Annotated in this window: 23 protein-coding genes; 12 read left to right on the top strand and 11 right to left on the bottom strand. The window is 71.6% G+C overall.

Features of this window, described 5'->3' with window-relative positions:
* The first annotated feature begins 200 nt into the window (after window positions 1-200).
* Together ABEA82_RS36540 and ABEA82_RS36535 are read left to right on the top strand one after the other, a co-directional pair.
* Window positions 201-596, top strand: a complete 396-nt coding sequence (locus ABEA82_RS36540) for a DUF3099 domain-containing protein (protein WP_345666068.1) — start codon at window positions 201-203, stop codon at window positions 594-596.
* A 217-nt stretch (window positions 597-813) separates the two neighbouring features.
* On the top strand, window positions 814-1,029 hold the full coding sequence (locus ABEA82_RS36535; protein ID WP_345666067.1) for a hypothetical protein: 216 nt from the start codon (window positions 814-816) through the stop codon (window positions 1,027-1,029).
* Between the two features lie 85 nt (window positions 1,030-1,114).
* Here the strand turns inward: ABEA82_RS36535 and moaA are convergent, their stop codons facing one another.
* The 3 genes from moaA to ABEA82_RS36520 form a co-directional block, all read right to left on the bottom strand.
* Window positions 1,115-2,104: a GTP 3',8-cyclase MoaA gene (moaA, locus tag ABEA82_RS36530; protein WP_345666066.1), complete on the bottom strand. Its 990-nt coding sequence runs from the start codon at window positions 2,102-2,104 to the stop codon at window positions 1,115-1,117.
* Between the two features lie 171 nt (window positions 2,105-2,275).
* Window positions 2,276-3,901, bottom strand: coding sequence for a solute symporter family protein (locus tag ABEA82_RS36525; RefSeq protein WP_345666065.1), 1,626 nt, complete (start codon window positions 3,899-3,901; stop codon window positions 2,276-2,278).
* Window positions 3,898-4,254, bottom strand: coding sequence for a DUF485 domain-containing protein (locus ABEA82_RS36520; RefSeq protein WP_345666064.1), 357 nt, complete (start codon window positions 4,252-4,254; stop codon window positions 3,898-3,900). Before ABEA82_RS36520 ends, ABEA82_RS36525 begins: the two co-directional genes overlap by 4 nt.
* Before the next feature lie 255 nt (window positions 4,255-4,509).
* Here ABEA82_RS36520 and ABEA82_RS36515 point away from each other — a divergent pair, with 255 nt between their 5' ends.
* The 4 genes from ABEA82_RS36515 to ABEA82_RS36500 all read left to right on the top strand — a co-directional run bounded on the left by ABEA82_RS36515 (window position 4,510) and on the right by ABEA82_RS36500 (window position 9,329).
* Window positions 4,510-6,039: a S8 family peptidase gene (locus ABEA82_RS36515; RefSeq protein ID WP_345666063.1), complete on the top strand. Its 1,530-nt coding sequence runs from the start codon at window positions 4,510-4,512 to the stop codon at window positions 6,037-6,039.
* A 59-nt stretch (window positions 6,040-6,098) separates the two neighbouring features.
* On the top strand, window positions 6,099-7,619 hold the full coding sequence (locus ABEA82_RS36510) for a S8 family serine peptidase (RefSeq protein ID WP_345666062.1): 1,521 nt from the start codon (window positions 6,099-6,101) through the stop codon (window positions 7,617-7,619).
* A 77-nt stretch (window positions 7,620-7,696) separates the two neighbouring features.
* The gene (locus tag ABEA82_RS36505; RefSeq protein WP_345666061.1) at window positions 7,697-8,236 is read left to right on the top strand and encodes a hypothetical protein; all 540 of its coding nucleotides are present in this window, start codon (window positions 7,697-7,699) and stop codon (window positions 8,234-8,236) included.
* Between the two features lie 52 nt (window positions 8,237-8,288).
* A complete protein-coding gene (locus tag ABEA82_RS36500; RefSeq protein ID WP_345666060.1) occupies window positions 8,289-9,329 on the top strand; it encodes a CopD family protein in 1,041 nt (346 codons plus the stop codon).
* A 3-nt stretch (window positions 9,330-9,332) separates the two neighbouring features.
* On the opposite strand, the gene ABEA82_RS36495 is transcribed toward ABEA82_RS36500, so the two are convergent.
* Window positions 9,333-10,013 carry a lysoplasmalogenase gene (locus tag ABEA82_RS36495; protein ID WP_345666059.1) on the bottom strand — a complete coding sequence of 227 codons (681 nt, stop codon included), beginning with the start codon at window positions 10,011-10,013 and terminating at the stop codon, window positions 9,333-9,335.
* Window positions 10,010-10,936, bottom strand: a complete 927-nt coding sequence (locus tag ABEA82_RS36490; RefSeq protein WP_345666058.1) for a sterol desaturase family protein — start codon at window positions 10,934-10,936, stop codon at window positions 10,010-10,012. The genes ABEA82_RS36495 and ABEA82_RS36490 overlap by 4 nt, the downstream gene beginning before the upstream one ends.
* A gap of 250 nt (window positions 10,937-11,186) precedes the next feature.
* On the opposite strand from ABEA82_RS36490, the gene ABEA82_RS36485 reads away from it, so the two are divergent.
* The 5 genes from ABEA82_RS36485 to ABEA82_RS36465 all read left to right on the top strand — a co-directional run bounded on the left by ABEA82_RS36485 (window position 11,187) and on the right by ABEA82_RS36465 (window position 16,214).
* On the top strand, window positions 11,187-12,179 hold the full coding sequence (locus tag ABEA82_RS36485) for a DEDDh family exonuclease (RefSeq protein ID WP_345666057.1): 993 nt from the start codon (window positions 11,187-11,189) through the stop codon (window positions 12,177-12,179).
* A 108-nt stretch (window positions 12,180-12,287) separates the two neighbouring features.
* Entirely contained in the window at window positions 12,288-12,521 is a 234-nt protein-coding gene (locus ABEA82_RS36480) for a hypothetical protein (protein WP_003989324.1), read from the top strand.
* Between the two features lie 49 nt (window positions 12,522-12,570).
* Window positions 12,571-13,368, top strand: coding sequence for an SURF1 family cytochrome oxidase biogenesis protein (locus ABEA82_RS36475; RefSeq protein WP_345666056.1), 798 nt, complete (start codon window positions 12,571-12,573; stop codon window positions 13,366-13,368).
* Window positions 13,369-13,665: 297 nt separating this feature from the next.
* Window positions 13,666-15,453 (top strand): glycoside hydrolase family 15 protein, encoded by a 1,788-nt coding sequence (locus tag ABEA82_RS36470; RefSeq protein WP_345666055.1) that lies wholly within the window; start codon window positions 13,666-13,668, stop codon window positions 15,451-15,453.
* Between the two features lie 5 nt (window positions 15,454-15,458).
* Window positions 15,459-16,214: an SDR family oxidoreductase gene (locus ABEA82_RS36465; protein WP_345666054.1), complete on the top strand. Its 756-nt coding sequence runs from the start codon at window positions 15,459-15,461 to the stop codon at window positions 16,212-16,214.
* A gap of 73 nt (window positions 16,215-16,287) precedes the next feature.
* Here ABEA82_RS36465 and amaP read toward each other — a convergent pair whose 3' ends face one another.
* From amaP to ABEA82_RS36440, 5 genes are read right to left on the bottom strand one after another with little or no spacing between them, the layout of a single operon-like run.
* On the bottom strand, window positions 16,288-16,875 hold the full coding sequence (gene amaP / locus ABEA82_RS36460; protein WP_345666053.1) for an alkaline shock response membrane anchor protein AmaP: 588 nt from the start codon (window positions 16,873-16,875) through the stop codon (window positions 16,288-16,290).
* Window positions 16,872-17,561, bottom strand: coding sequence for a DUF6286 domain-containing protein (locus ABEA82_RS36455; RefSeq protein ID WP_345666052.1), 690 nt, complete (start codon window positions 17,559-17,561; stop codon window positions 16,872-16,874). Before ABEA82_RS36455 ends, amaP begins: the two co-directional genes overlap by 4 nt.
* Window positions 17,558-17,932, bottom strand: a complete 375-nt coding sequence (locus ABEA82_RS36450) for an Asp23/Gls24 family envelope stress response protein (RefSeq protein ID WP_345666051.1) — start codon at window positions 17,930-17,932, stop codon at window positions 17,558-17,560. Before ABEA82_RS36450 ends, ABEA82_RS36455 begins: the two co-directional genes overlap by 4 nt.
* Window positions 17,929-18,123 (bottom strand): hypothetical protein, encoded by a 195-nt coding sequence (locus ABEA82_RS36445; protein ID WP_345666050.1) that lies wholly within the window; start codon window positions 18,121-18,123, stop codon window positions 17,929-17,931. The genes ABEA82_RS36450 and ABEA82_RS36445 overlap by 4 nt, the downstream gene beginning before the upstream one ends.
* A 45-nt stretch (window positions 18,124-18,168) precedes the next feature.
* Complete coding sequence (locus ABEA82_RS36440) at window positions 18,169-18,642, bottom strand: Asp23/Gls24 family envelope stress response protein (RefSeq protein WP_345666049.1); 474 nt, start codon at window positions 18,640-18,642, stop codon at window positions 18,169-18,171.
* An 87-nt stretch (window positions 18,643-18,729) separates the two neighbouring features.
* On the opposite strand from ABEA82_RS36440, the gene ABEA82_RS36435 reads away from it, so the two are divergent.
* On the top strand, window positions 18,730-19,446 hold the full coding sequence (locus ABEA82_RS36435; RefSeq protein ID WP_345666048.1) for a nucleopolyhedrovirus P10 family protein: 717 nt from the start codon (window positions 18,730-18,732) through the stop codon (window positions 19,444-19,446).
* Between the two features lie 27 nt (window positions 19,447-19,473).
* Here the strand turns inward: ABEA82_RS36435 and ABEA82_RS36430 are convergent, their stop codons facing one another.
* Window positions 19,474-20,277 carry an enoyl-CoA hydratase/isomerase family protein gene (locus ABEA82_RS36430; protein WP_345666047.1) on the bottom strand — a complete coding sequence of 268 codons (804 nt, stop codon included), beginning with the start codon at window positions 20,275-20,277 and terminating at the stop codon, window positions 19,474-19,476.
* Window positions 20,278-20,303: the final 26 nt, after the last annotated feature.

The raw sequence follows: 20,303 nt of genomic DNA, 5'->3' as shown, positions 1-20,303 counted from the left end.
CCTGCGCCGCATGCCGGGGCTACGCGTGATGCCCGGGATACGGGTGCGCGGCCCGGCTCGGACCCCTCCCCCGCCCGGCGCCCCGGTCTCGTGACCGACGCGGGCGCGGCGTACCGTGGAAGCTGTCCTGGTCAGGTTCCCCGACCGGCCCGGGACGGCTACGGGCGGGGAGAGTTTGATACGGGCGGATGGTGGATGCGATGCGGAAGCAGCATGGCGGTGGGCACGTCCAGGTTTTCCGGATCACCGGCGCCCGGGCGGGACTTCAGGACGACGTCCGCGGGCGGCAGCGCCGGTACGTGATCTCGATGACGGTCCGCACGGTCTCCGTGATCCTCGCGGCCACGCTGTGGAACGTGGAACGGCACGTGGCCATCGTGGCGTTGGTCCTCGGGCTGGTGCTGCCGTACATCGCGGTGGTGATCGCCAACGCGGGGCGCGAGAACGCGCCGTCTCTGCCGTCGACGTTCATCGCCCCGCCGGTGCGCCCGATGATCACGCCGCCGGGGTCGCAGGACGGTCCGGCGGGATCCGCAGCGGAAGATGCCGTGTCCGGGCCGGTGCCGGGTGCGCGGACCGAGTCCGGCGAGCGGTGAGGGGCTCTCACGGGCGGTCGCGCACGGGAGTCATCTTCGCGCCAAGCTCAAGAAAAGCTCAGATCAATCGTGTTGTTCCGGTGCCGGGCTCGGGGTTACCCGTGACATACTTCGTACGCGCTCCGCATCCCCCGTCGGAGCGACGGACCGACGCCGGGCAGCTCCCCCCGTGGCTGCTCGGCGTCGCCTTTTCTGTGTGCAGTGGTGAGACGAAGCAGTGAGTGACGAGACGCCGATCTGTTCCGCGAAGGGTTGCCGTGTCGACGCGGTGTGGGTGCTCGCGTGGAACAACCCCAAGATCCATACGCCGGAGCGGCGCAAGACCTGGCTGGCCTGTGAGGAGCATCGCGAGCATCTGTCGCAGTTCCTCGGGGTGCGGGGGTTTTTGAAGGACGTGGTTCTTCTGAAGGAGTGGGAAGCGCGGGACGTGTGACGCGTTCGGGTGCGGGTGCGTCGTGGCTTGTCGCGCTCACGCGGCGGAGCCGCACATGGTTGCAGCCCCGCGCCCCTGAGTGTCTCTAGCCGCCGATCGCCGACATGGGCCTGGTGGGCTGCACGAACGTCGGGTCGTCCAGGCCCGCTCCCGCCTTCTTGCCCCACATCGCCAGGCGCCAGATGCGGGCGATCTCCTCGTCCGGGGCGTCCGAGCGGAGCGCGGCGCGCAGGTCGGTCTCCTCTTGGGCGAACAGGCAGGTGCGGACCTGTCCGTCGGCCGTGAGGCGGGTGCGGTCGCAGGCCGCGCAGAAGGGGCGGGTGACGGAGGCGATGACACCGACCACGTGCGGGCCGCCGTTCACCAGCCAGCGCTCGGCCGGCGCCGAGCCGCGCTTCTCCTCACCCTCGGGGGTCAGCTCGAACCGCGTGCGCAGGGAGGCCAGGATGTCCCCTGCCGTGATCATGCCGTCGCGCTTCCAGCCGTGCTGGGCGTCCAGCGGCATCTGCTCGATGAAGCGCAGCTCGTAGTCGTGCTCGACGGCCCAGGCGAGGAGGTCGGGGGCCTCGTCGTCGTTGAGCCCCGGCATCAGGACCGAGTTGACCTTGACCGGGGTCAGGCCGGCGTCGCGCGCTGCGTACAGGCCCTCGATGACGTCCTGGTGGCGGTCGCGGCGGGTCAGGGTCTTGAAGACGTCCGGGCGGAGCGTGTCCAGGGAGACGTTGACCCGGTCCAGACCTGCCGCCTTCAGGGACTCGGCCGTGCGCTTGAGGCCGATGCCGTTGGTCGTGAGGGACATCTGGGGGCGCGTGTCCAGGGCCGCGACGCGCTCGACGATGCCGACCAGGCCGGGGCGCAGCAGGGGCTCACCGCCGGTGAAGCGGACCTCCTCGATGCCGAGTGAGGTGACCGCGATGTCGATCAGGCGGACGATCTCGTCGTCCGTCAGCAGATCCGGCTTGGCCAGCCACTGCAGGCCCTCCTCGGGCATGCAGTACGTACAGCGCAGATTGCACCTGTCGGTCAGTGAGACCCTCAGGTCGGTGGCCACTCGGCCGTAGGTGTCGATGAGCACGTGGGCCCCCTCCCTCGACGCGGATCATGCCCGGAGCACGCTTTCTCCGACACCTGCGAGCCTACGTGACCCCGGTGACAACACCACAGGCCCGATCCCACGACGCGGGACGCGGCCGCGCCGCAGGGACCTGGAGGTTCCTACGACGCGGCCGCGCGCGGGGGTTGGTGCTCAGTGGGCGCCGGTGCCGGTCAGCGACCTGACCTCCAGCTCCGCGTACTTCTTGGCGTCCGGCTCCTCCTTGGACAGGATCGTGCCGAGCCAGCCCATGAGGAAGCCGAAGGGGATGGAGATGATGCCCGGGTTCTTCAGCGGGAACCAGGCGAAGTCGACCTCGGGGAACATCGCCTTGGGGTCGCCGGAGACCACGGGCGAGAACAGCACCAGGCCGACGGCGACGATCAGACCGCCGTAGATCGACCACAGGGCGCCCTGGGTGGTGAACCGCTTCCAGAACAGGCTGTAGAGGATGGTCGGCAGGTTGGCGGAGGCGGCGACCGCGAAGGCGAGCGCGACCAGGCCGGCCACGTTCAGGTCGCGGGCGAGGGCGCCGAGGCCGATGGAGACGACGCCGATGAAGACGGTCGCCCAGCGGGCCGCGCGGACCTCCTCGGCGCCGGACGCCTTGCCCCTGCGGATGACGTTGGCGTAGATGTCGTGCGCGAAGGAGGACGACGAGGCGAGGGTGAGGCCGGCGACGACGGCGAGGATCGTCGCGAAGGCCACCGCCGAGATCGTGGCGAGCAGGATCGCGCCCCAGGTCGAGTCGACACCGCCGAGGTGCAGGGCGAGCAGCGGCGCGGCCGTGTTGCCCGACGGGTTGGACGCGATGATCTCGTCCTGGGAGATCAGCGCGGCGGCGCCGAAACCGAGGGCGATGGTCATCAGGTAGAAGCCGCCGATGATGCCGATCGCCCAGTTCACCGACTTACGGGCGGCCTTGGCGTCGGGCACCGTGTAGAAGCGGATCAGGATGTGCGGCAGGCCGGCGGTGCCGAGCACCAGGGCGATGCCGAGGGAGACGAAGTCCAGCTTGGAGGTGCCGGTCATGCCGTACTGGAGGCCGGGCTCCAGGAAGGCGGCGCCCTTGCCGCTGTTCTCGGCGGCCTGGCCGAGCAGGTCGGAGATGTTGAAGTTGAACTTCAGCAGCACCAGGAAGGTGATCAGGATCGTGCCGCCGATGAGCAGCACGGCCTTGACCATCTGGACCCAGGTGGTGCCCTTCATACCGCCGATGGAGACGTACACGATCATCAGGACGCCGACGAGGGCGACGATGAGGATCTTGCCGGCGTCGGAGGTGATGCCGAGCAGCAGCGAGACGAGGACGCCGGCGCCGGCCATCTGGGCCAGCAGGTAGAAGATCGACACGACGATCGTGGACGTACCGGCGGCGGTGCGGACCGGGCGCTGGCGCATGCGGTACGCGAGCACGTCGCCCATGGTGTAGCGGCCGGAGTTGCGCAGCGGCTCGGCCACCAGGAGCAGGGCGACCAGCCAGGCGACCAGGAAGCCGATGGAGTACAGGAAGCCGTCGTAGCCGAAGAGGGCGATCGCGCCGGCGATGCCGAGGAACGAGGCGGCCGACATGTAGTCGCCGGAGACCGCGAGTCCGTTCTGGAAGGCGCTGAACTGACGGCCGCCCGCGTAGAAGTCGGCGGCGTCCTTGGTCTGGCGGCCCGCCCAGATGGTGATGCCGAGCGTGGCGAGGACGAACAGTGCGAACAGGGTGATGATCAGCGGGCGGTGCTCGCTGGCCTCGTTCGCGGCGAGCAGGGTCTGCTGTGCGGGGCTCATGCGCCGCCCTCCATCCGGGACTTGATGGCCTCGGCCTTGGGGTCGAGCTTCGCGGCGGCGTGCCGCGAGTACCACCAGGCGATGAGGAACGTGGTGATGAACTGGGCGACGCCGAGGAGGAGGGCGACGTTGATGTTGCCGAACAGCTTGGTGCCCATGAAGCCGCCCGCGTAGTTCGACAGCAGGACGTACAGCAGGTACCAGGCGATGAAGGCGACGGTCAGCGGGAAGGCGAAGGAGCGGTGGGAGCGGCGCAGTTCACCGAACTCCGCGCTCTCCTGCACCTCGGCGAACTCCTCGGGCGAGGGGAGTTTGTGTTGCTCTTTCGAGGGGGGCGGTGCATCGGTGGACACGGAGAGTCTCCTCGTGACGACGGAAGCGGTATGAACGGGGACGGAGGCGAGTGTCCTCGCGCTCCCTGCTCAACGTCACGGCGGCACGCGAGAACCGGTTCAACGGCCGGGCTTTCTTTCCGAAGTCGTTTCGACAAAACGTTGCTGGCCAGCGAGAGCGCGGGATAGCTTCGCCCTGCACCACCCCGTCATGTACCTGCCCGAGCACCACCTGTGCCTCGGGCCGGTTTCGTTTCCGGATGATGTGGAGACCCCATGTCCCAGCTGCGTTCCAGACGCCGGCTCGCTCTCGCCGTGCCCGTCGTGCTGTCGCTGACGGCCTCGCTCGGCTTCCTGCCCGCCGCCGCGTCGGCGGCCCCGGCCGCGGAGCCGACCGCACGGGTGGCGAACGCGCCGACGCTGGCGTACGTCGTCAACACCAAGGTGGACCGTCACACGATCGCGTCGGTGAAGAAGGCGATCGGCGCGGCCGGCGGCTCGGTCGTGGCCACGTACGAGCGGATAGGCGTGCTCGTCGTGCACTCCTCGAACGCCGGCTTCGCCCAGAAGATACGCACGGTGCGCGGGGTCCAGTCGGCAGGTGCGACGCGGACCGCGCCGCTGACCGCCGCGGGCACGACGGAGGAGGGGGCGGCGCAGTACCTGACGGCCGCCCAGGCCCAGCGTGCGGAGGCGGCCTCGGCGAAGACGCCGGAGAGCGAGCCCCTCGAAGCGGACCAGTGGGACCTGCGCGCGATCGGCGCCGACAAGGCCGCGAAGATCAACCCGGGCAGCCGCAAGGTGACCGTCGCCGTGATCGACACCGGTGTGGACGACACCCATCCCGACATCGCCCCGAACTTCTCCGCGTCCCAGTCCGCCAACTGCGCGGGCGGCAAGCCCGACACCACCGAGGGCGCCTGGCGGCCGTACACCGCCGAGGACTACCACGGCACGCACGTCGCCGGTGAGATAGCCGCCGCCCGCAACGGCATAGGTGTCTCCGGTGTGGCCCCCGGAGTGAAGGTCTCCAGCATCAACGTGACCGACCGGGCCAACGGCCTCTTCTACCCGGAGAGCGTGGTGTGCGCCTTCGTGTTCGCCGCCGACCACGGCGTCGAGATCACGAACAACAGCTACTACGTCGACCCGTGGCTGTACAACTGCATGGACGACCCGGACCAGCGGGCCATCGTCGACGCCGTCAACAGGGCACAGCTGTACGCCCAGAAGAAGGGCACGCTCAACGTCGCCGCGGCGGGCAACTCCAACCACGACCTGGACTCGGACGCGATCGTCGACGACTCCAGCCCGGACGACTCCACCCCCGCCCCGCGCACCATCGACCCGCACGAGTGCTTCGACGTGCCGAACCAGCTGCCGGGTGTCGTCACGGTGAGCGCGACGGGCGTGAACAGCCTCAAGTCGTACTACTCGTCGTACGGCGAGGGTGTCGTGGACGTCGCGGCGCCGGGCGGCGACGGGCGCTACCAGACGCCGGACACGCCCTCGAAGAACGGCCGCATCCTGTCCACCCTGCCGAACGGCGCGTACGGCTTCCTCCAGGGCACCTCGATGGCCGCGCCGCACGCCTCCGGGGTCGCCGCGCTGCTGAAGTCCAAGCACCCGTGGGCGTCTGCGGCCCAGCTCCAGGCACTGCTGAAGGCACAGGCCGACCGGACCGCCTGCCCCACGTCCTACGACCCGGACGGCGACGGCACGCAGGACGCGGTGTGCGAGGGCGGCAAGCGCGTCAACGGCTTCTACGGGTACGGCATCGTCAACGCGCTGCGCGCGGTCAAGTGACCCGTACTCCTGAGTCCTTCCGCAAAGTCCGCTCGTACCGCGAACGAACTGGAGACACCATGACTGCGCCGCACGCGCGCCATCGGCGCGCCGTCGCGATCCCGGCCGGGATGGCCATGGCCACGGCCCTCGCGTTCCTGCCGAACACCGCGGCCACGGCCGCCGATCGGGCCCCCGCGGCGGTCTCGGCCGACGCGACCCCGCTCAGCTACGTCGTCAACGTGAAGCCGGGGCACGGCACTTCGGGGTCCGTGAAGAAGGCCGTCGGCAGGGCCGGCGGCACGATCGTGACGTCGTACGACCAGATCGGCGTGATCGTCGTCCACTCCTCGAACCCCGGCTTCGCCCAGACCGTGCGCAAGGTGCGCGGGGTGCAGTCGGCGGGAGCCACCCGCACGGCGCCGCTGCCGTCGGCGGCGACGACCGACCTGGGCGCGCCGAAGGTGCTGAGCGCGGCCGAGGTCGCGAACGCCGGGGCGGCGGCCGGCCAGGACCCGCTGGAGTCCTTGCAGTGGGATCTGCCCGCCATCAAGGCGGACAAGGCGCACGAGAAGTCGCTGGGCAGCGAGAAGGTCACGGTCGGCGTGATCGACACCGGCGTGGACGACACCCACCCCGACATAGCGCCCAACTTCGACCGCAAGGCGTCGGTCAACTGTGTCTCGGGCAAGCCGGACACCGCCGACGGGGCCTGGCGGCCCGCCGCCTCGGAGAGCCCGCACGGCACGCACGTGGCGGGAGAGATAGCGGCTGCCAAGAACGGTGTCGGCATGACCGGTGTCGCACCCGGCGTGAAGGTCTCCGGGATCAAGGTGTCCAACCCGGACGGCTTCTTCTACACGGAGGCCGTGGTGTGCGGCTTCATATGGGCGGCCGAGCACGGCGTCGACGTGACGAACAACAGCTATTACACCGACCCCTGGTACTTCAACTGCAAGGACGACCCGGACCAGAAGGCGCTGGTGGAGGCCGTCACGCGGGCCTCGCGGTACGCGGAGAAGAAGGGCGCGGTCAACGTCGCGGCGGCCGGCAACGAGAACTACGACCTCGCCTCCGACGAGATCACCGACCCGTCGTCCCCGAACGACACCACCCCGGGCGACCGGGTCGTCGACCCGTCGAAGTGCCTCGACATCCCGACCCAGCTGCCCGGTGTCGTCACGGTCGCGGCGACGGGCGCGAAGGGCATCAAGTCGTCCTTCTCCAACCACGGGCTGGGCGTGGTCGACATCGCCGCGCCGGGCGGCGACTCGACGGCCTACCAGAAGCCGGAGCCGCCGGCCACGAGCGGGCTGATCCTGGGCACGCTGCCGGGCGGCCAGTGGGGCTACATGGCCGGTACGTCCATGGCGTCCCCGCATGTCGCGGGTGTCGCCGCGCTCATCAAGTCGACGCACCCGTCGGCATCCCCGGCCCTGGTCAAGGCCCTGCTGTACGCGGAGGCCGACGCCACGCCGTGCACCGACCCGTACGACATCGACGCCGACGGCAAGGTCGACGCGGTGTGCGAGGGCTCGAAGAACCGCAACGGCTTCTACGGCCGGGGCATCGCGGACGCGCTGGACGCGGTGACCGAGTAGAGCTCGTGTGAAGACGTTTCGGGCCGGGCGGGGGCACCCGCCCGGCCCGCTGCGTTCCTGCGGCAGGATTCGTCGTCATGGACGTGTACGAGGATCGGTCGACCTGGTCGACCTGGACAGCCGAACCGGTGCGGCCGCGGTGGCAGTTGGCCCTGCGCTTCGCCGGGAGTGTGGTGTGGTTCCCGGTGGTGGCCGTGCTGTGGGTGGCGGTGGCGGCGGTGTTCATCGTCGTCGGGATGTTCGCCGAGGTGATCACGGTGTTCAGCAACACCCTCGAACGCGGCTACCTCAACATGATGGGCGCGGCGCTGGACCGCGTGGGTGCGCTGGCCTCCTGGTGTGTGTCCTGGCCGGAGCTGCGTCATGAGGGTGACGCGGACTTCTACAAGGCGCGCGTGGACAAGGTGGTCGGGAGGTGGACCGCGCGTGCCTCGGCGCCGCGCAAGCCGAACATGCCGCCCCCGCCGGTCGAGTGTGCGATACCTCTGCGGAAATACCGCTGCGTCGGCGGCTGGTACGTCGCCGAAGTGGCGCTCGCCCAGGGGTGGGAGGTGCGGCCGACGGACGTGCGCAAGGAAGTGCGGCTGAAGTGGTCGGCCGCGTCGAAGACCGACTGAGTTCGTCCTCCTGGACTTGCCCGCCGATGTGAAGGCTGGTGAAGATCCTGGGGTGACCTCGACAAGACCCACACCCGGGGCCGCCGACGCGCACGGGACCGAACGGCCCACCGGTGCGGGCCGGTCCGTCGCCGTCCTGGTACTGGTGGCACTGGCCGCGCTGATCCCGCTGTTCGGCCCGTCCGCCGCGCTGCACGGCACCGGGGAGGCGGCCGCGCCCGGCTCCGGGGGCATAGCCCTGCTGCGCACGGCGCTGTTCGCGGCGCTGTGCCTGCCGATCGGCGAGCTGTTCGTCAACCGGCTGGCACGCTCCGTGCCGGGCGCCCCGGAGAAGCCCGCCGACGGGCCTCACCCGCCCGTTCCCCGCAGTTGGTCGCCCTTCGCGGCCGTGTGCGGCTTCGTCGCCGCTCTCGGGCTCGCCTCGGTCGTGGCCACCGGCAACCTCGTCCCGGGCGGCCTGTCGGACATCGACGTCGGGGGGCTCTACGCGTCCCGGGACGGCAAGCTCGCCCTGCTCGAGGTCAACGCGTTCCTCGTGGCGGGGCTGTGCGCGGTGTCGCGCCGGCCCGCCACGCAGATCTGGCCGCTGGCCGCCGTCGTCGTGGCGGAGGCCCTGCGCGCGCACCCCACGACCGAGCACGGTCCGCTGACCGGTTCGGCGCTGACGCTGGTGCACCTGGCCTGCGCGGCGCTGTGGGTGGGCGGCCTGCTGCACGCGCTGCGGACCCTGCGGCTGTGGCACGGCCGGTACGGCACCCGGGCGGGTGCCGCCCTGCTGGGCCTCTACGCGCGGGTGGCGGCCGTGCTGCTCGCCGCCATCACCGCGACCGGCGTGTGGAGTTCGCTGCGCCGGATGCCGCCGGAGACGATCCTGGAGCAGCTGACGGCGACGGCGTACGGGCGGGCCCTGCTCGCCAAGGCGCTCCTCACGGCCGTCGTCGCCGGCCTCGCCCTGTGGGCCCGTCAGCGGCTGCGCCGGGCTGCCGACCCGCTGACGGCCTGTGCGCCGGCCCGGGCGGAGGTCGTCACGCTGGGCCTGGTGGTCGCGGTGTCCGGGCTGCTGACGGCTCTTCCGGCGCCGATCCGCTGGTGAGTCTCAGACGGCGCGCATCTCGCCGTAGGTCGCGGCCGGCGCCCGGCGGGCGTTGAGCGCGCCGAGCGTGCCGAGGACGAGCAGGGCCTGCGCCGCGATGTACGTGAGCATGATCCAGAAGTCCGGCCTCGGTGGCTGCGGCCATTCGGCGACGCCGGTCGCGATGAGCGTGTCGGAGAGCAGGAACAGGGCGCCGCCGAGTCCGGTGAAGAGACCGAGCCGGATGGCGGCGCCGTACGCCATGGCCGTGAGCAGGAGGCTGTACGCGGCGACGGGCACGCGCAGGTCCGCGGGCAGGTCCGGCCGGAGCAGCGCGACCGTCGTGACGAGGGCGGTGGCGTAGCCGACGGCGAGCAGGCCCGCACGCGCGCGTGGGACCGCGTACCGGCTGCCGTTCCTCGCGAACAGGACGAGGTAGCAGACGTGTCCCGCCGCGAAGGAGGCCATGCCGGCGAGGAAGGCCGGTTCGGCGTCGGACAGCAGCAGGACGTCCCCGCCCCAGCCGAACAGGAGGGCGGCCAGGAGCGGCCGGGGTGCCCGGCGCAGGGCGGCCCAGGCGGCAAGGAGCGGCATCAGCAACGGCTTGGCCACGACGTGCCCGGGGTCGAAGCCGGCCGCGAGCGAGACGAGGTCGGTGGCGACGGCGAGGCCGAGGGCGAGGAGGAGGACGCGGGAGAGGTTCACGCCGACGTGCTCTCACCGACCGGCGCGCTGCCACCGACCGGCGCGCTCTCGACCACCGGCGAAGCCGCCGGTGACGCGGCCTCTGCCCTGACCGGTCCCGGGCCCCATCCCGGCCCCCGGAACACCCGTCCGGCGCGCTCGCGCCAGTCGCGGGCCGCCCTCAGGTCCTTGGCGATGGACACGTACTCGTGCGTGGCCACCTTGAGGAGGTTGTACGTGTCGATGTTCTTGGTCAGTCCGTACACCGGCCGTGTGGTCTCGGCGACGAACGATCCGAACAGCCGGTCCCAGACGATGAGGATGCCGCCGAAGTTGCGGTCGAGGTAACCGCCCTGGGAGGCGTGGTGGACCCGGTGGTGCGAAGGGGTGTTGAGGACGAACTCGAACCAGCGGGGCATCTTGTCGATCCGCTCGGTGTGGATCCAGAACTGGTAGACGAGGTTGGCGGACGAGCAGAACGCCAGCGCGGCCGGGTGCACGCCGGCGGCGATGAGGGGGAGGTAGAAGGGCCACACGGTCAGGGACGTCCAGGGCTGGCGCAGCGCGGTGGTGAAGTTGAACTTCCGGCTGGAGTGGTGCACGACGTGGCAGGCCCACAGGATGCGGATGACGTGGTGGCCGCGGTGGGACCAGTAGTAGAAGAAGTCCTGGGCGAGCAGCATCAGCGGGACGGTCCACCACAGGACGGGCACGCGCAGGGGCGTGAGTTCGTAGACGGCCGTGTAGACGGCGACGATCGGGATCTTCCAGAGGAAGTCGAAGACGAGGCTCCCGAGCCCCATGCCGACGCTCGTCGCGGCGTCCTTCGCCTCGTAGCCCTCCGCGTCCTCGTCGGGGTGGAGACGGCAGCTCACCACCTCGACCACGGTGAGCAGCACGAAGGCGGGTATCGACCACAGCACGACATCGGGCAGGTTCGGCATGCATGCACCGTAGGACCGCTGCCCTGCCCCGACTAGACGTTGTTACCCACAAGTATTACCGACGGTACGCGCTTGCTTCTTGGCGATCTCCGCCAATCCCCGGGGCCGGCGGCGGAGCACCTGAGTATCGATCAGACGTACGCCTCGCGAACGGACAGACCGGACAAGACGCCTGAGGGGGCGTCGGAAGGGACGGGCGGACGCCCCTGGCGGACGGCGGTGTCAGTCATGGCCCGTATCCTCAGGAACCATGCTCGAAGACCTGACGACCGCAGCGCTCTCTTCCACATCGTGGCCGACCGCGTATCCCAAGGGATATGCGGTCGTTGACGTGGAGACCACGGGTCTGGCCCGGGACGACCGCATCATCTCCGCGGCCGTCTACCGGCTGGACGCGCGCGGCGAGGTCGAGGACCACTGGTACACCATGGTCAACCCGGAGCGGGACCCCGGGCCCGTGTGGATCCACGGACTGACGAGCGAGGCACTCGAGGGCGCGCCCCTCTTCCAGGACATCGCCGAGGAGTTCACGACGCGGCTGGAGGGGCGTGTGCTCGTCGCGCACAACGCCGTCTTCGACTGGCAGATGATCGCCCGGGAGTACGCGCGCGCCCAGCGCGAGGCTCCGGTGCGGCAGCGGCTGTGCACCATCGCGCTCTCCAAGGAGCTCGGACTGCCGCTGCCCAACCACAAGCTGGAGTCCCTCGCCGCGCACTACGGCGTCGTCCAGCGGCGGGCGCACCACGCGCTCGACGACGCGCGCGTCCTGGCGGAGGCGTTCCGGCCGAGCCTGCGGGCCGCGGCGGCCGGCGGCGTACGGCTGCCGCTGCTGGAGTGCCGCCCGCTGACGGAGTGGTCCGACCGCCCCGCCACGCCCCGGATCGGGCAGCAGGCGGGATACGGCGGATACCGGCCGACGAGTTGGCGCCCCTCCCGGAAGCGGCCCGCGTGCCCGTACCCCAACCCGGGGCGGTACGAGCCGGGCGGGCGGCTCAAGCAGGGCATGCGGGTCGCCTTCTCGGGTGACACCTCGACCGAGCGGGAACTGCTGGAGGACCGGGCCACGGAGGCCGGGCTGCACGTCGCCACCAGCCTGTCCCGGCTGACCAGCCTGCTCGTCACGAACGACCCGGACTCGGGCACGTCCAAGGCGGTCAAGGCCCGGCAGTTCGGCACGCCGGTCGTGGACGAGGCGGCGTTCGGGCAGCTCCTCGCGGATGTGGAGCCGGCCTCGCAGGGGTGACCGGACGGGGAACGGCACCGCGGGGACGACCGTACGGACGGGTGATTGGCGGGCGACTCGCCCGGTGGCGGCTCGCCCGGGCCACGGCGACGGCTCACCCTGTGGCGCATGGCGACCTGTGAGGTATGTGGCAATCAGTACGGAATGACCTTCGAGGTGCATGCGCAGGGAGCGGTGCATGTCTTCGACTGCTTCGCCTGCGCGATCCACCGCATGGCCCCGATCTGCGAGCACTGCAGGGTACAGATCATCGGCCAGGGCGTCGACGTCGACGGCCACTGGTACTGCGGTGCCCACTGCGCCCGCGCGGAGGGAAAGGTGGGAATTGTCGACAAGGTGTAAACCCGTACCCGCCTGAACGCACCCCGCGACCCGGTTGTACGGTCGTGGGGTGTACCGCTTCCTGATGTCCCGGCAGTGGGTGATCCTGACGCTGATCGCCCTGCTCCTCATCCCCACGATGATCAGGCTGGGCATCTGGCAGATGCATCGCTACGAGGAGCGCACCGCCCGGAACCAGCTGGTCACGGACGCGCTGGCGGCCGAGCCGGTGCCCGTCGAGAAGCTGACCACGCCGGGGCACACGGTCACCAGCGCCGAGCGGTACCGGACCGTGACCGCCAAGGGGCACTTCGACACCGAGGACGAGGTCGTCGTCCGCCGCCGCACCAACTCCGACGACGAGGTCGGCTATCACGTCCTGACCCCGTTCGTCCTCGACGACGGCAAGGTCCTCCTGGTCAACCGGGGCTGGATCCCGTCGCAGGGCCCGAGCCAGACCGCGTTCCCCAAGGTCCCCGCACCGCCCGGCGGCGAGGTGACGGTCACGGGCCGGCTGATGCCCGACGAGACGACCGAGGCGAGCGGCATCAAGAACCTCGAGGGCCTGCCGGACCGGCAGATCATGCTGATCAACAGCGAGCAGCAGGCCCGGCGCCTGGACGCCCGGGTGCTCGGCGGCTACATCGCGCAGACGGCGCCCGAGCCGAAGGGCGACACCCCCGAGCTGCTGGGCAACCCCGGCAAGGAGGACGCGGCGCTGAACTACGCGTACGCGATCCAGTGGTGGCTGTTCTCCGCCGCCGTCCCGGTGGGCTGGGTGGTCCTGGCCCGCCGCGAGGCCCGGGAGCGGGCACGGAAGGCGACCGAGGCGGCCGACTCCGAGCAGGCGGAGCCGGCCGCGGTGTGACGGACCGCCGCCGCGGCCTCAGCCGCAGCGCCCCTGCCGGCACTTCTCCCGACACGACCGGTTCAGCACCTCCGTGAGCTCCCGCAGAAGATCTTCTTGCCGGCCCGCGGTGAAGGTCGTCTCGCTGACCGCGGTGACCCGGCTGGTCCTGGAACGGTTCGGCGGTCCGGGCCCGGTCTTCGACGGTGCCGCCCGGCGGCTGGGGGACCCGGCACCGGCGCGCCGACCGCCGTCGGCACGTCACTCCCCCGGTCCCTGCCCTGATTGCCACGCCGACTTGCCGGGAACCCGCACTCCGTGCATCCCCGCATCGAGGACTACGCGATCATCGGCGACGAACAGACCGCGGCCCTGGTCGGCACGGACGGATCAGTCGACTGGCTGTGTCTGCCCCGCTTCGACTCGGCGGCCTGCTTCGCGAGGCTGCTGGGTGACGAGGACAACGGGTACTGGCGCATCGCCCCCGCGGGGGCGGACCGGTGCACCCGGCGCGCCTACCGCCGGGACACCCTCGTCCTGGACACCGAGTGGGAGACCGAGCAGGGGACGGTCCGGGTCACCGATCTGATGCCCCAGCGCGACGTCGCCCCCGACGTCGTGCGTGTCGTCGAGGGCCTCGACGGCGAGGTGACGCTGCACAGCACCCTCAAACTGCGCTTCGACTACGGTTCGATCATCCCGTGGGTGCGCCGGGTCGACGGCCACCGTGTCGCCGTCGCCGGCCCCGACTCGGCGTGGCTGCGCAGCGAACCGGAGGTGCGCAGCTGGGGCGAGGACTTCGGCACGCACGCCGAGTTCACGGTCAGGAAGGGGGAGAAGGTCGCCTTCGTCCTGACCTGGCACCCCTCCCACGAGCCGCGCCCGCCGCTCGTCGACCCCTACGTGGCCCTGCGCCACAGCGTCGAGGACTGGCAGTCCTGGGTGGCCCGGTGCCGCTACGACGGACCGCACCGGGACGCCGTCGTCCGCTCCCTGATCACCCTCAAGGCGCTCACCTACGCCCCGACCGGCGGCATCGTCGCCGCCCTCACCACCTCACTGCCCGAGGAGCCGGGCGGGGTGCGCAACTGGGACTACCGCTACTGCTGGCTGCGCGACTCCACCCTCACCCTGAACGCGCTGCTGGCGGCGGGCTACCAGGAGGAGGCCGAGGCCTGGCGGAACTGGCTGCTCCGGGCGGTCGCGGGCGACCCGGCGGACCTCCAGATCATGTACGGCGTGGCGGGTGAGCGGCGGCTGCCCGAGTACGAGCTGCCGTGGCTGTCCGGCTTCGACGGCTCGGTCCCCGTGCGCGTCGGGAACGACGCCGTGAACCAGCTCCAGCTGGACGTGTACGGCGAGGTCATGGACTCCCTGTCGCTGGCCCGTGTCTCGGGCCTGTCCGCCCAGCCCGACGTGTGGGCGTTGCAGACGGCCCTGATGGACTTTCTGCGGACCCACTGGGACCAGCCGGACGAGGGACTGTGGGAGGTGCGCGGCGGCCGGCGCCAGTTCGTGCACTCGAAGGTGATGGTGTGGGTGGCCGCCGACCGTGCCGTGCGCACCCTGGAGCACCATCCGGAGCTGGACGGCGACCTGGACGGCTGGCGCGCGCTGCGCGACGAGGTGCACCGCGAGGTGTGCGAGAAGGGCTTCGACTCCGAGCGCAACACCTTCACGCAGTCCTACGGCTCCCGCGAACTGGACGCGGCGCTGCTGCTCATCCCGCGCGTCGGTTTCCTGCCGCCCGACGACCCGCGGGTGGTCGGCACCATCGACGCGGTCCGCGAGGAGCTGGACCACGGTGGCTTCCTGCGCCGCTACACCACCGACGACAACGGGGACGTCGACGGACTCCCCGGCTCGGAGGGCACCTTCCTGGTGTGCTCGTTCTGGCTCGCGGACGCCCTGCACATGACGGGCCGTACGAAGGAGGCCCGCGACCTGTTCGAACGGCTGATGGGGCTCGCCAACGACGTCGGCCTGCTCTCCGAGGAGTTCGACCCGGTGTCCGGCCGGCAGCTCGGCAACTTCCCGCAGGCGTTCAGTCACATCGGCCTGGTGAACACCGCCCTCGCCCTGTTCGGGCCGGACGGGGCAGGATAGGGACCATGGATCTTGGACTCAATGACCGGGTGTACATCGTCACCGGGGCCACCCGCGGCCTCGGCAACGCCTCCGCGCGCGAGCTCGTCGCGGAGGGGGCGAAGGTGGTCGTCTCCGGGCGGGACGAGAAGAGCGTCGCCGAGGCGGCGGCCGAGCTGGGCCCGAACGCGGTGGGTGTGGCCGTCGACAACGCCGACCCCGAGGCGGCGGCCCGGCTGATCGGCGCCGCGCGGGAGCACTTCAGCCGGGTCGACGGTGTCCTCGTCAGCGTGGGCGGGCCGCCGGCCGGGTTCGTCGCGGACAACACGGACGAGCAGTGGCAGACGGCGTTCGAGTCGGTGTTCCTCGGCGCGGTGCGGCTGGCCCGCGCCGCGGCCGCCGAGTTGCGGCCCGGCGGTGTCATCGGGTTCGTGCTGTCGGGGTCGGTGTACGAGCCGGCTCCCGGGCTGACCATCTCGAACGGGCTGCGGCCGGGGCTCGCGGGCTTCGCCAAGTCGCTCTCGGACGAGCTGGGGCCGCGTGGGATCCGGGTGGTCGGTGTGCTGCCCGGGCGCATCGACACCGATCGTGTGCGCGAGCTCGACGCGCTGTCGGCGGATCCCGAGGCGACTCGGGCGGCCTCGCAGTCGCGTATCCCGTTGCGGCGTTACGGGGCTCCGGAGGAGTTCGGTCGGGTGGCCGCGTTCCTGCTGTCGCCGGCGGCCTCTTATGTGACCGGGGTCATGGTGCCGGTCGACGGGGGCATGCGGCACGGGTTCTGAGCGTGCGTGGGTGCGGGTGTGCGGGGGCTGGTCGTGCGGTTCCCCGCGACCCTCGAACGAGGGGCTGCCGCACTCATCCCACCCGTTCGGCGCCGTGCTTGACCCCCCGCAGCCGTACCTCCGCGGGAAGTGACGTCAGGCCCGCCGACGTCTTCGCGTGCGTCAGGGCGCCGGTCGTGAGGTCGGTCAGGGCGGTCCCGGGGTCGACGTGCGGCTCCAGTGCGAGGTGGACGCGGGCCTCGGGGGCGGTGCGGCGGCCCGTGAAGTGGCCCTGGGCGCGAGCCACACCGTCGATTCTGCCCGCCTCCTGGCCGAGGACGTCCTCCAGGGCCCGGCCGCGCAGGAGCGCGCCCTCGCCGTCGCCGGTGTCGACCAGGATCTCGGCCAGGCGGCGCCGGCGGAGCACGGCGACCAGCCACCACAGCGCGAGCAGCAGGAGCACCGCGAGTACGGCGATGACGACCGGCCACCACCAGCCCTCGTCCTGCCAGCGGGTGCGTTCGGCGTTGCTCAGCAGGACGTCGTGCCGGCTGTCGTGGATCCACCACGAGGGCGCCGGAGCGCCCAGACCGACGGCCAGCACGGAGCCGCCGAGCACCAGCAGGACGAGGCCCACGAGCCCGAGGAACACGCGATTGACGACCCGGAGCACCGCGGTCACCCCTTTCGTCCGGGCCGCCGGACGCGCACCGAGTGCCTCGGCGTCCGGGACAGTCCGAGTCCGCCGACGGCGTCGGTGAGCACGGCGTCCAAGTCGGTTCGTACGTCGTCCAGTTCCCGGAAGTGCGACGTGGCGCGGACGTCGGCCCTGGTCCTGCGCATCCGTACCCGGACCGACTGCACACCGGCGACCTCCATGGCCCGGTCGCGCAGCGCGGTCGCGGCGGCGTCCCGGTGCAGTCCGGCGCGCACGTCGCGGTGGGGGCGCCGCATCGGGAGCAGGTCCCGCAGGCCGGGTGTGGCGGCCAGGATCAGCAGCCAGAGGCCGAGGACGGCGGCGACCCCGGCGCCGACGAGCACCCAGGTGTCGTCGAGGGGCCGTTCGGCGAGCTGGTGGGCCAGTTCCCGCCGCCAGTACATCTCGGGCCGGCCGGCCCGTACGGAGACGATGTCGTAGAGGAACAGCCCGAAGAGGCCCAGGAGCAGCAGCGCGACGATGCCCGCGGGGATGCGGCGCGCCGACCAGAAGCGGCGTTCTCGGCCGCCCTCGCCGTCGAGGGCGGAGGGTTGTCCGGTGCCGGACTCCGGCGCGGACCGGTCCGGTTCGCTGCCGTTCTCCGACGTGTCGAGGATGGGCAGGCGCTGGGTGGCGCCTTCGGCGGGTTCCGTGCCCTGGGGTTCACTCATCGCGTCCTCCCCTGTACCGCGCCGGGCACCGCCACCAAGTGCAACCGCTCCACCTGGACGACGACCTCCGGCGCCTGCATTCCGACCAGATCGCCCACCCGCTCGACGACCTGGCGACGCACCTGGCGGCAGCGCGCGCCGACGTCACAGGGGTAGTCGAGTTCGATGTGGACCCGGACGTGGGCCACATCGTGGTGGACGACGACGGTGGCGGACGGCCGGCCGGCGTCGGGCGGCAGCGTCCCCACGGCCTCGCGGGCCGCCTGCGAGGCGACCTTCGCGACGACCCGGTCGGCGATCCGCGTCGCGCCGCGCTCGCCCGGCGGGACGACTGTCAGGGGTCTGCCGAGCTCACCGGCCCCCGTGCTCACGGGCGCCCCCGCCGCCGTTCGTCACGGGGGCGGAAGAAGTCGCCGAAGTCCATGTCCCCCTCCAGGAACCGGCCGACGACGAAGCCGACAGCGCCCAGCGCCGCCACCAGCAGGAAGGCCCCGAACCCGCCGAAGTACCCGGCGAAGGCCAGCGCCATGCCGGCGATCATGCCGGCTACGCCCATGTTCATGCGCTCCTCAGCTCCTCAGCCGCTGTGTCGTCCGTGGCCCGTGCCTCACTGGATCCGGCGTTCCGGTTCCTCTTCCTCCTCGTCCGGCAGCTTCACGTCGCTCACCGCGATGTTGACCTCGACGACCTCGAGGCCGGTCATCCGCTCGACGGCGTTGATGACGTTCTCCCGTACGTCCCGGGCCACGTCGGCGATCGACACGCCGTAGACGACGACGATCTCCAGGTCGAGGGCCGCCTGCACCTCGCCGACCTCGGCCTTCACGCCGCGTGTCACCGACTTGGCGCCGCCGGGCACGCGGTCGCGCACGGCTCCGAAGGTGCGGGAGATTCCGCTGCCCATGGCGTGCACGCCGTCGACGTCGCGTGCGGCGAGCCCGGCGATCTTCTCCACGACGCCGTCCGCGATGGTCGTCCGGCCGCGGGAGCCCGGGTCTCCCCCGCCGCGCTTGGTCAGCGGACTCCTGCGTGCCGCCGGTGTCTCGCTCTCCCCGCCCCGGTTCTCGGTCATATCGGTCATCGCCGTACGTCCTTTTCGGTTGACGTCCTTCGACCACCGTAAGCACGGTTGCGTGGCAGCGCGCCTTTGATGCGGCAGGCTGGAGGAATGACGGCCGACCGATGGACGCAGGCAGTGAGACATCAGCTGGGTTTCGGCAGGTTGCTGCCTCTGGGTGATGCCCGGGACGGCGCGTGGATCACCGAGCGGGCCGCCGAGGCGGTGCTGCGGGGTGCGGCGGGGGACGCGCCGGGCGTGCGCCTCGACGCGCTGCGCGTCACGCTCGCCGATGTGGCGGACGTCGGGGAGCCTGCCGTACCGGCTCCGCCGAGCGCTCTGCCGCCCGGGCCGCTGCGGGTGACGGCGGAGTTGCGGGCCACGTCCTCCCAGCCGCTGCCGGCGACGGCGTCCCTGCTGCGGACGGCGCTGGCGACCGGCGCGACGCAACGGCTCGGTCTGACGGTGACGGAGGTGGATCTGCGCGTGACGGGCCTGCTGGACGAGGGGGCGGAACCGCCCGGGCCCGCCGGGCCGCTCCCCGAACCGCCGCCCGCCGCGCAGGCCGTGGGGGACGACGAGAGCCGGGTGGCGGTCGCCGCGCTCGGGGTCCCGGGCGTGCTCCGGCTGACCGGCACGCTGGGCCGCCCGGTGCACATCGAGACCCGCCCCGGAGACGCCGCGCTGCCGCACCGCCACGTCCGGCTGGAACTCGCGGTCGGCGCCGACCGCCAGACCCGTGACGTGGCCCGCGCGGTCCGCGTCGCGGTCAGGAGGACACTGCCGGACCATCCGACCGTGGCGGTGCTGGTGAGTGCGGTCGGCTGACCGCACTCACGGTGAGCCCGGAGGCCGTCAGTCGCCGACGCCCGCGAGATCCCGCAGACGGCGGGCCTGGGACTGGCGTTCCGCGCCGCGCTGGGCCTCGTAGGTGCGGTCCTGGGCACCGCGCAGCAGGGCCTTGGTCTCGATGACCGCGTCGCGGGGCGCCGCGAGCACGGCCGAGAGCAGGTCCCGTACGGCGTCGTCGAGCTGGCCGGCGGGCACGGCGAGGTTGGCCAGCCCGGTGTTCACGGCCTCCTCGGCCGTGACGAAGCGCCCGGTCACGCAGATCTCCAGCGCGCGGGCGTAGCCGACGAGTCCCACCAGCGGATGTGTGCCCGTCAGGTCGGGCACGAGTCCGAGGCTGGTCTCGCGCATGGCGAACTGCACGTCGTCGGCGACGACGCGCAGGTCGCAGGCGAGGGCGAGCTGGAAGCCCGCCCCGATGGCATGCCCCTGGACAGCGGCGACGGAGACGATGTCGCTGCGCCGCCACCAGGTGAATGCCTCCTGGTATTCGGCGATGGTCGCGTCCAACTCGGCGTCACTGCCGCGCGCGAGGTCGACGAACGACGGTTCGCCGTCGAAGCCCTCGGGAGTGAACGCCTGCCGGTCGAGCCCGGCCGAGAAGGACCTGCCCTCGGCCCGCAGCACCACGACACGGACGGAGCCCGGCAGCTGCCGCCCGGCCTCGGTCAGCGCCCGCCACAGAGCGGGGCTCTGCGCGTTGCGCTTGTCCGGGTTGGTCAGCGTCACCGTCGCGACCGCGTCGTCGACGGTGAGCCGTACGCCGTCCTTGTCGAGTACGGGAACGAGGTCCTTGTCGGGCGAAGCCATAGGACGCCTCCGATGTGTGCGGTCAG

It is taken from the genome of Streptomyces venetus (assembly GCF_039540295.1).
GTDB classification, from domain to species: domain Bacteria; phylum Actinomycetota; class Actinomycetes; order Streptomycetales; family Streptomycetaceae; genus Streptomyces; species Streptomyces venetus.
The sequence above is the reverse complement of the archived record's forward strand: the minus strand, read 5'-3'. Positions and strand labels throughout refer to the sequence as shown.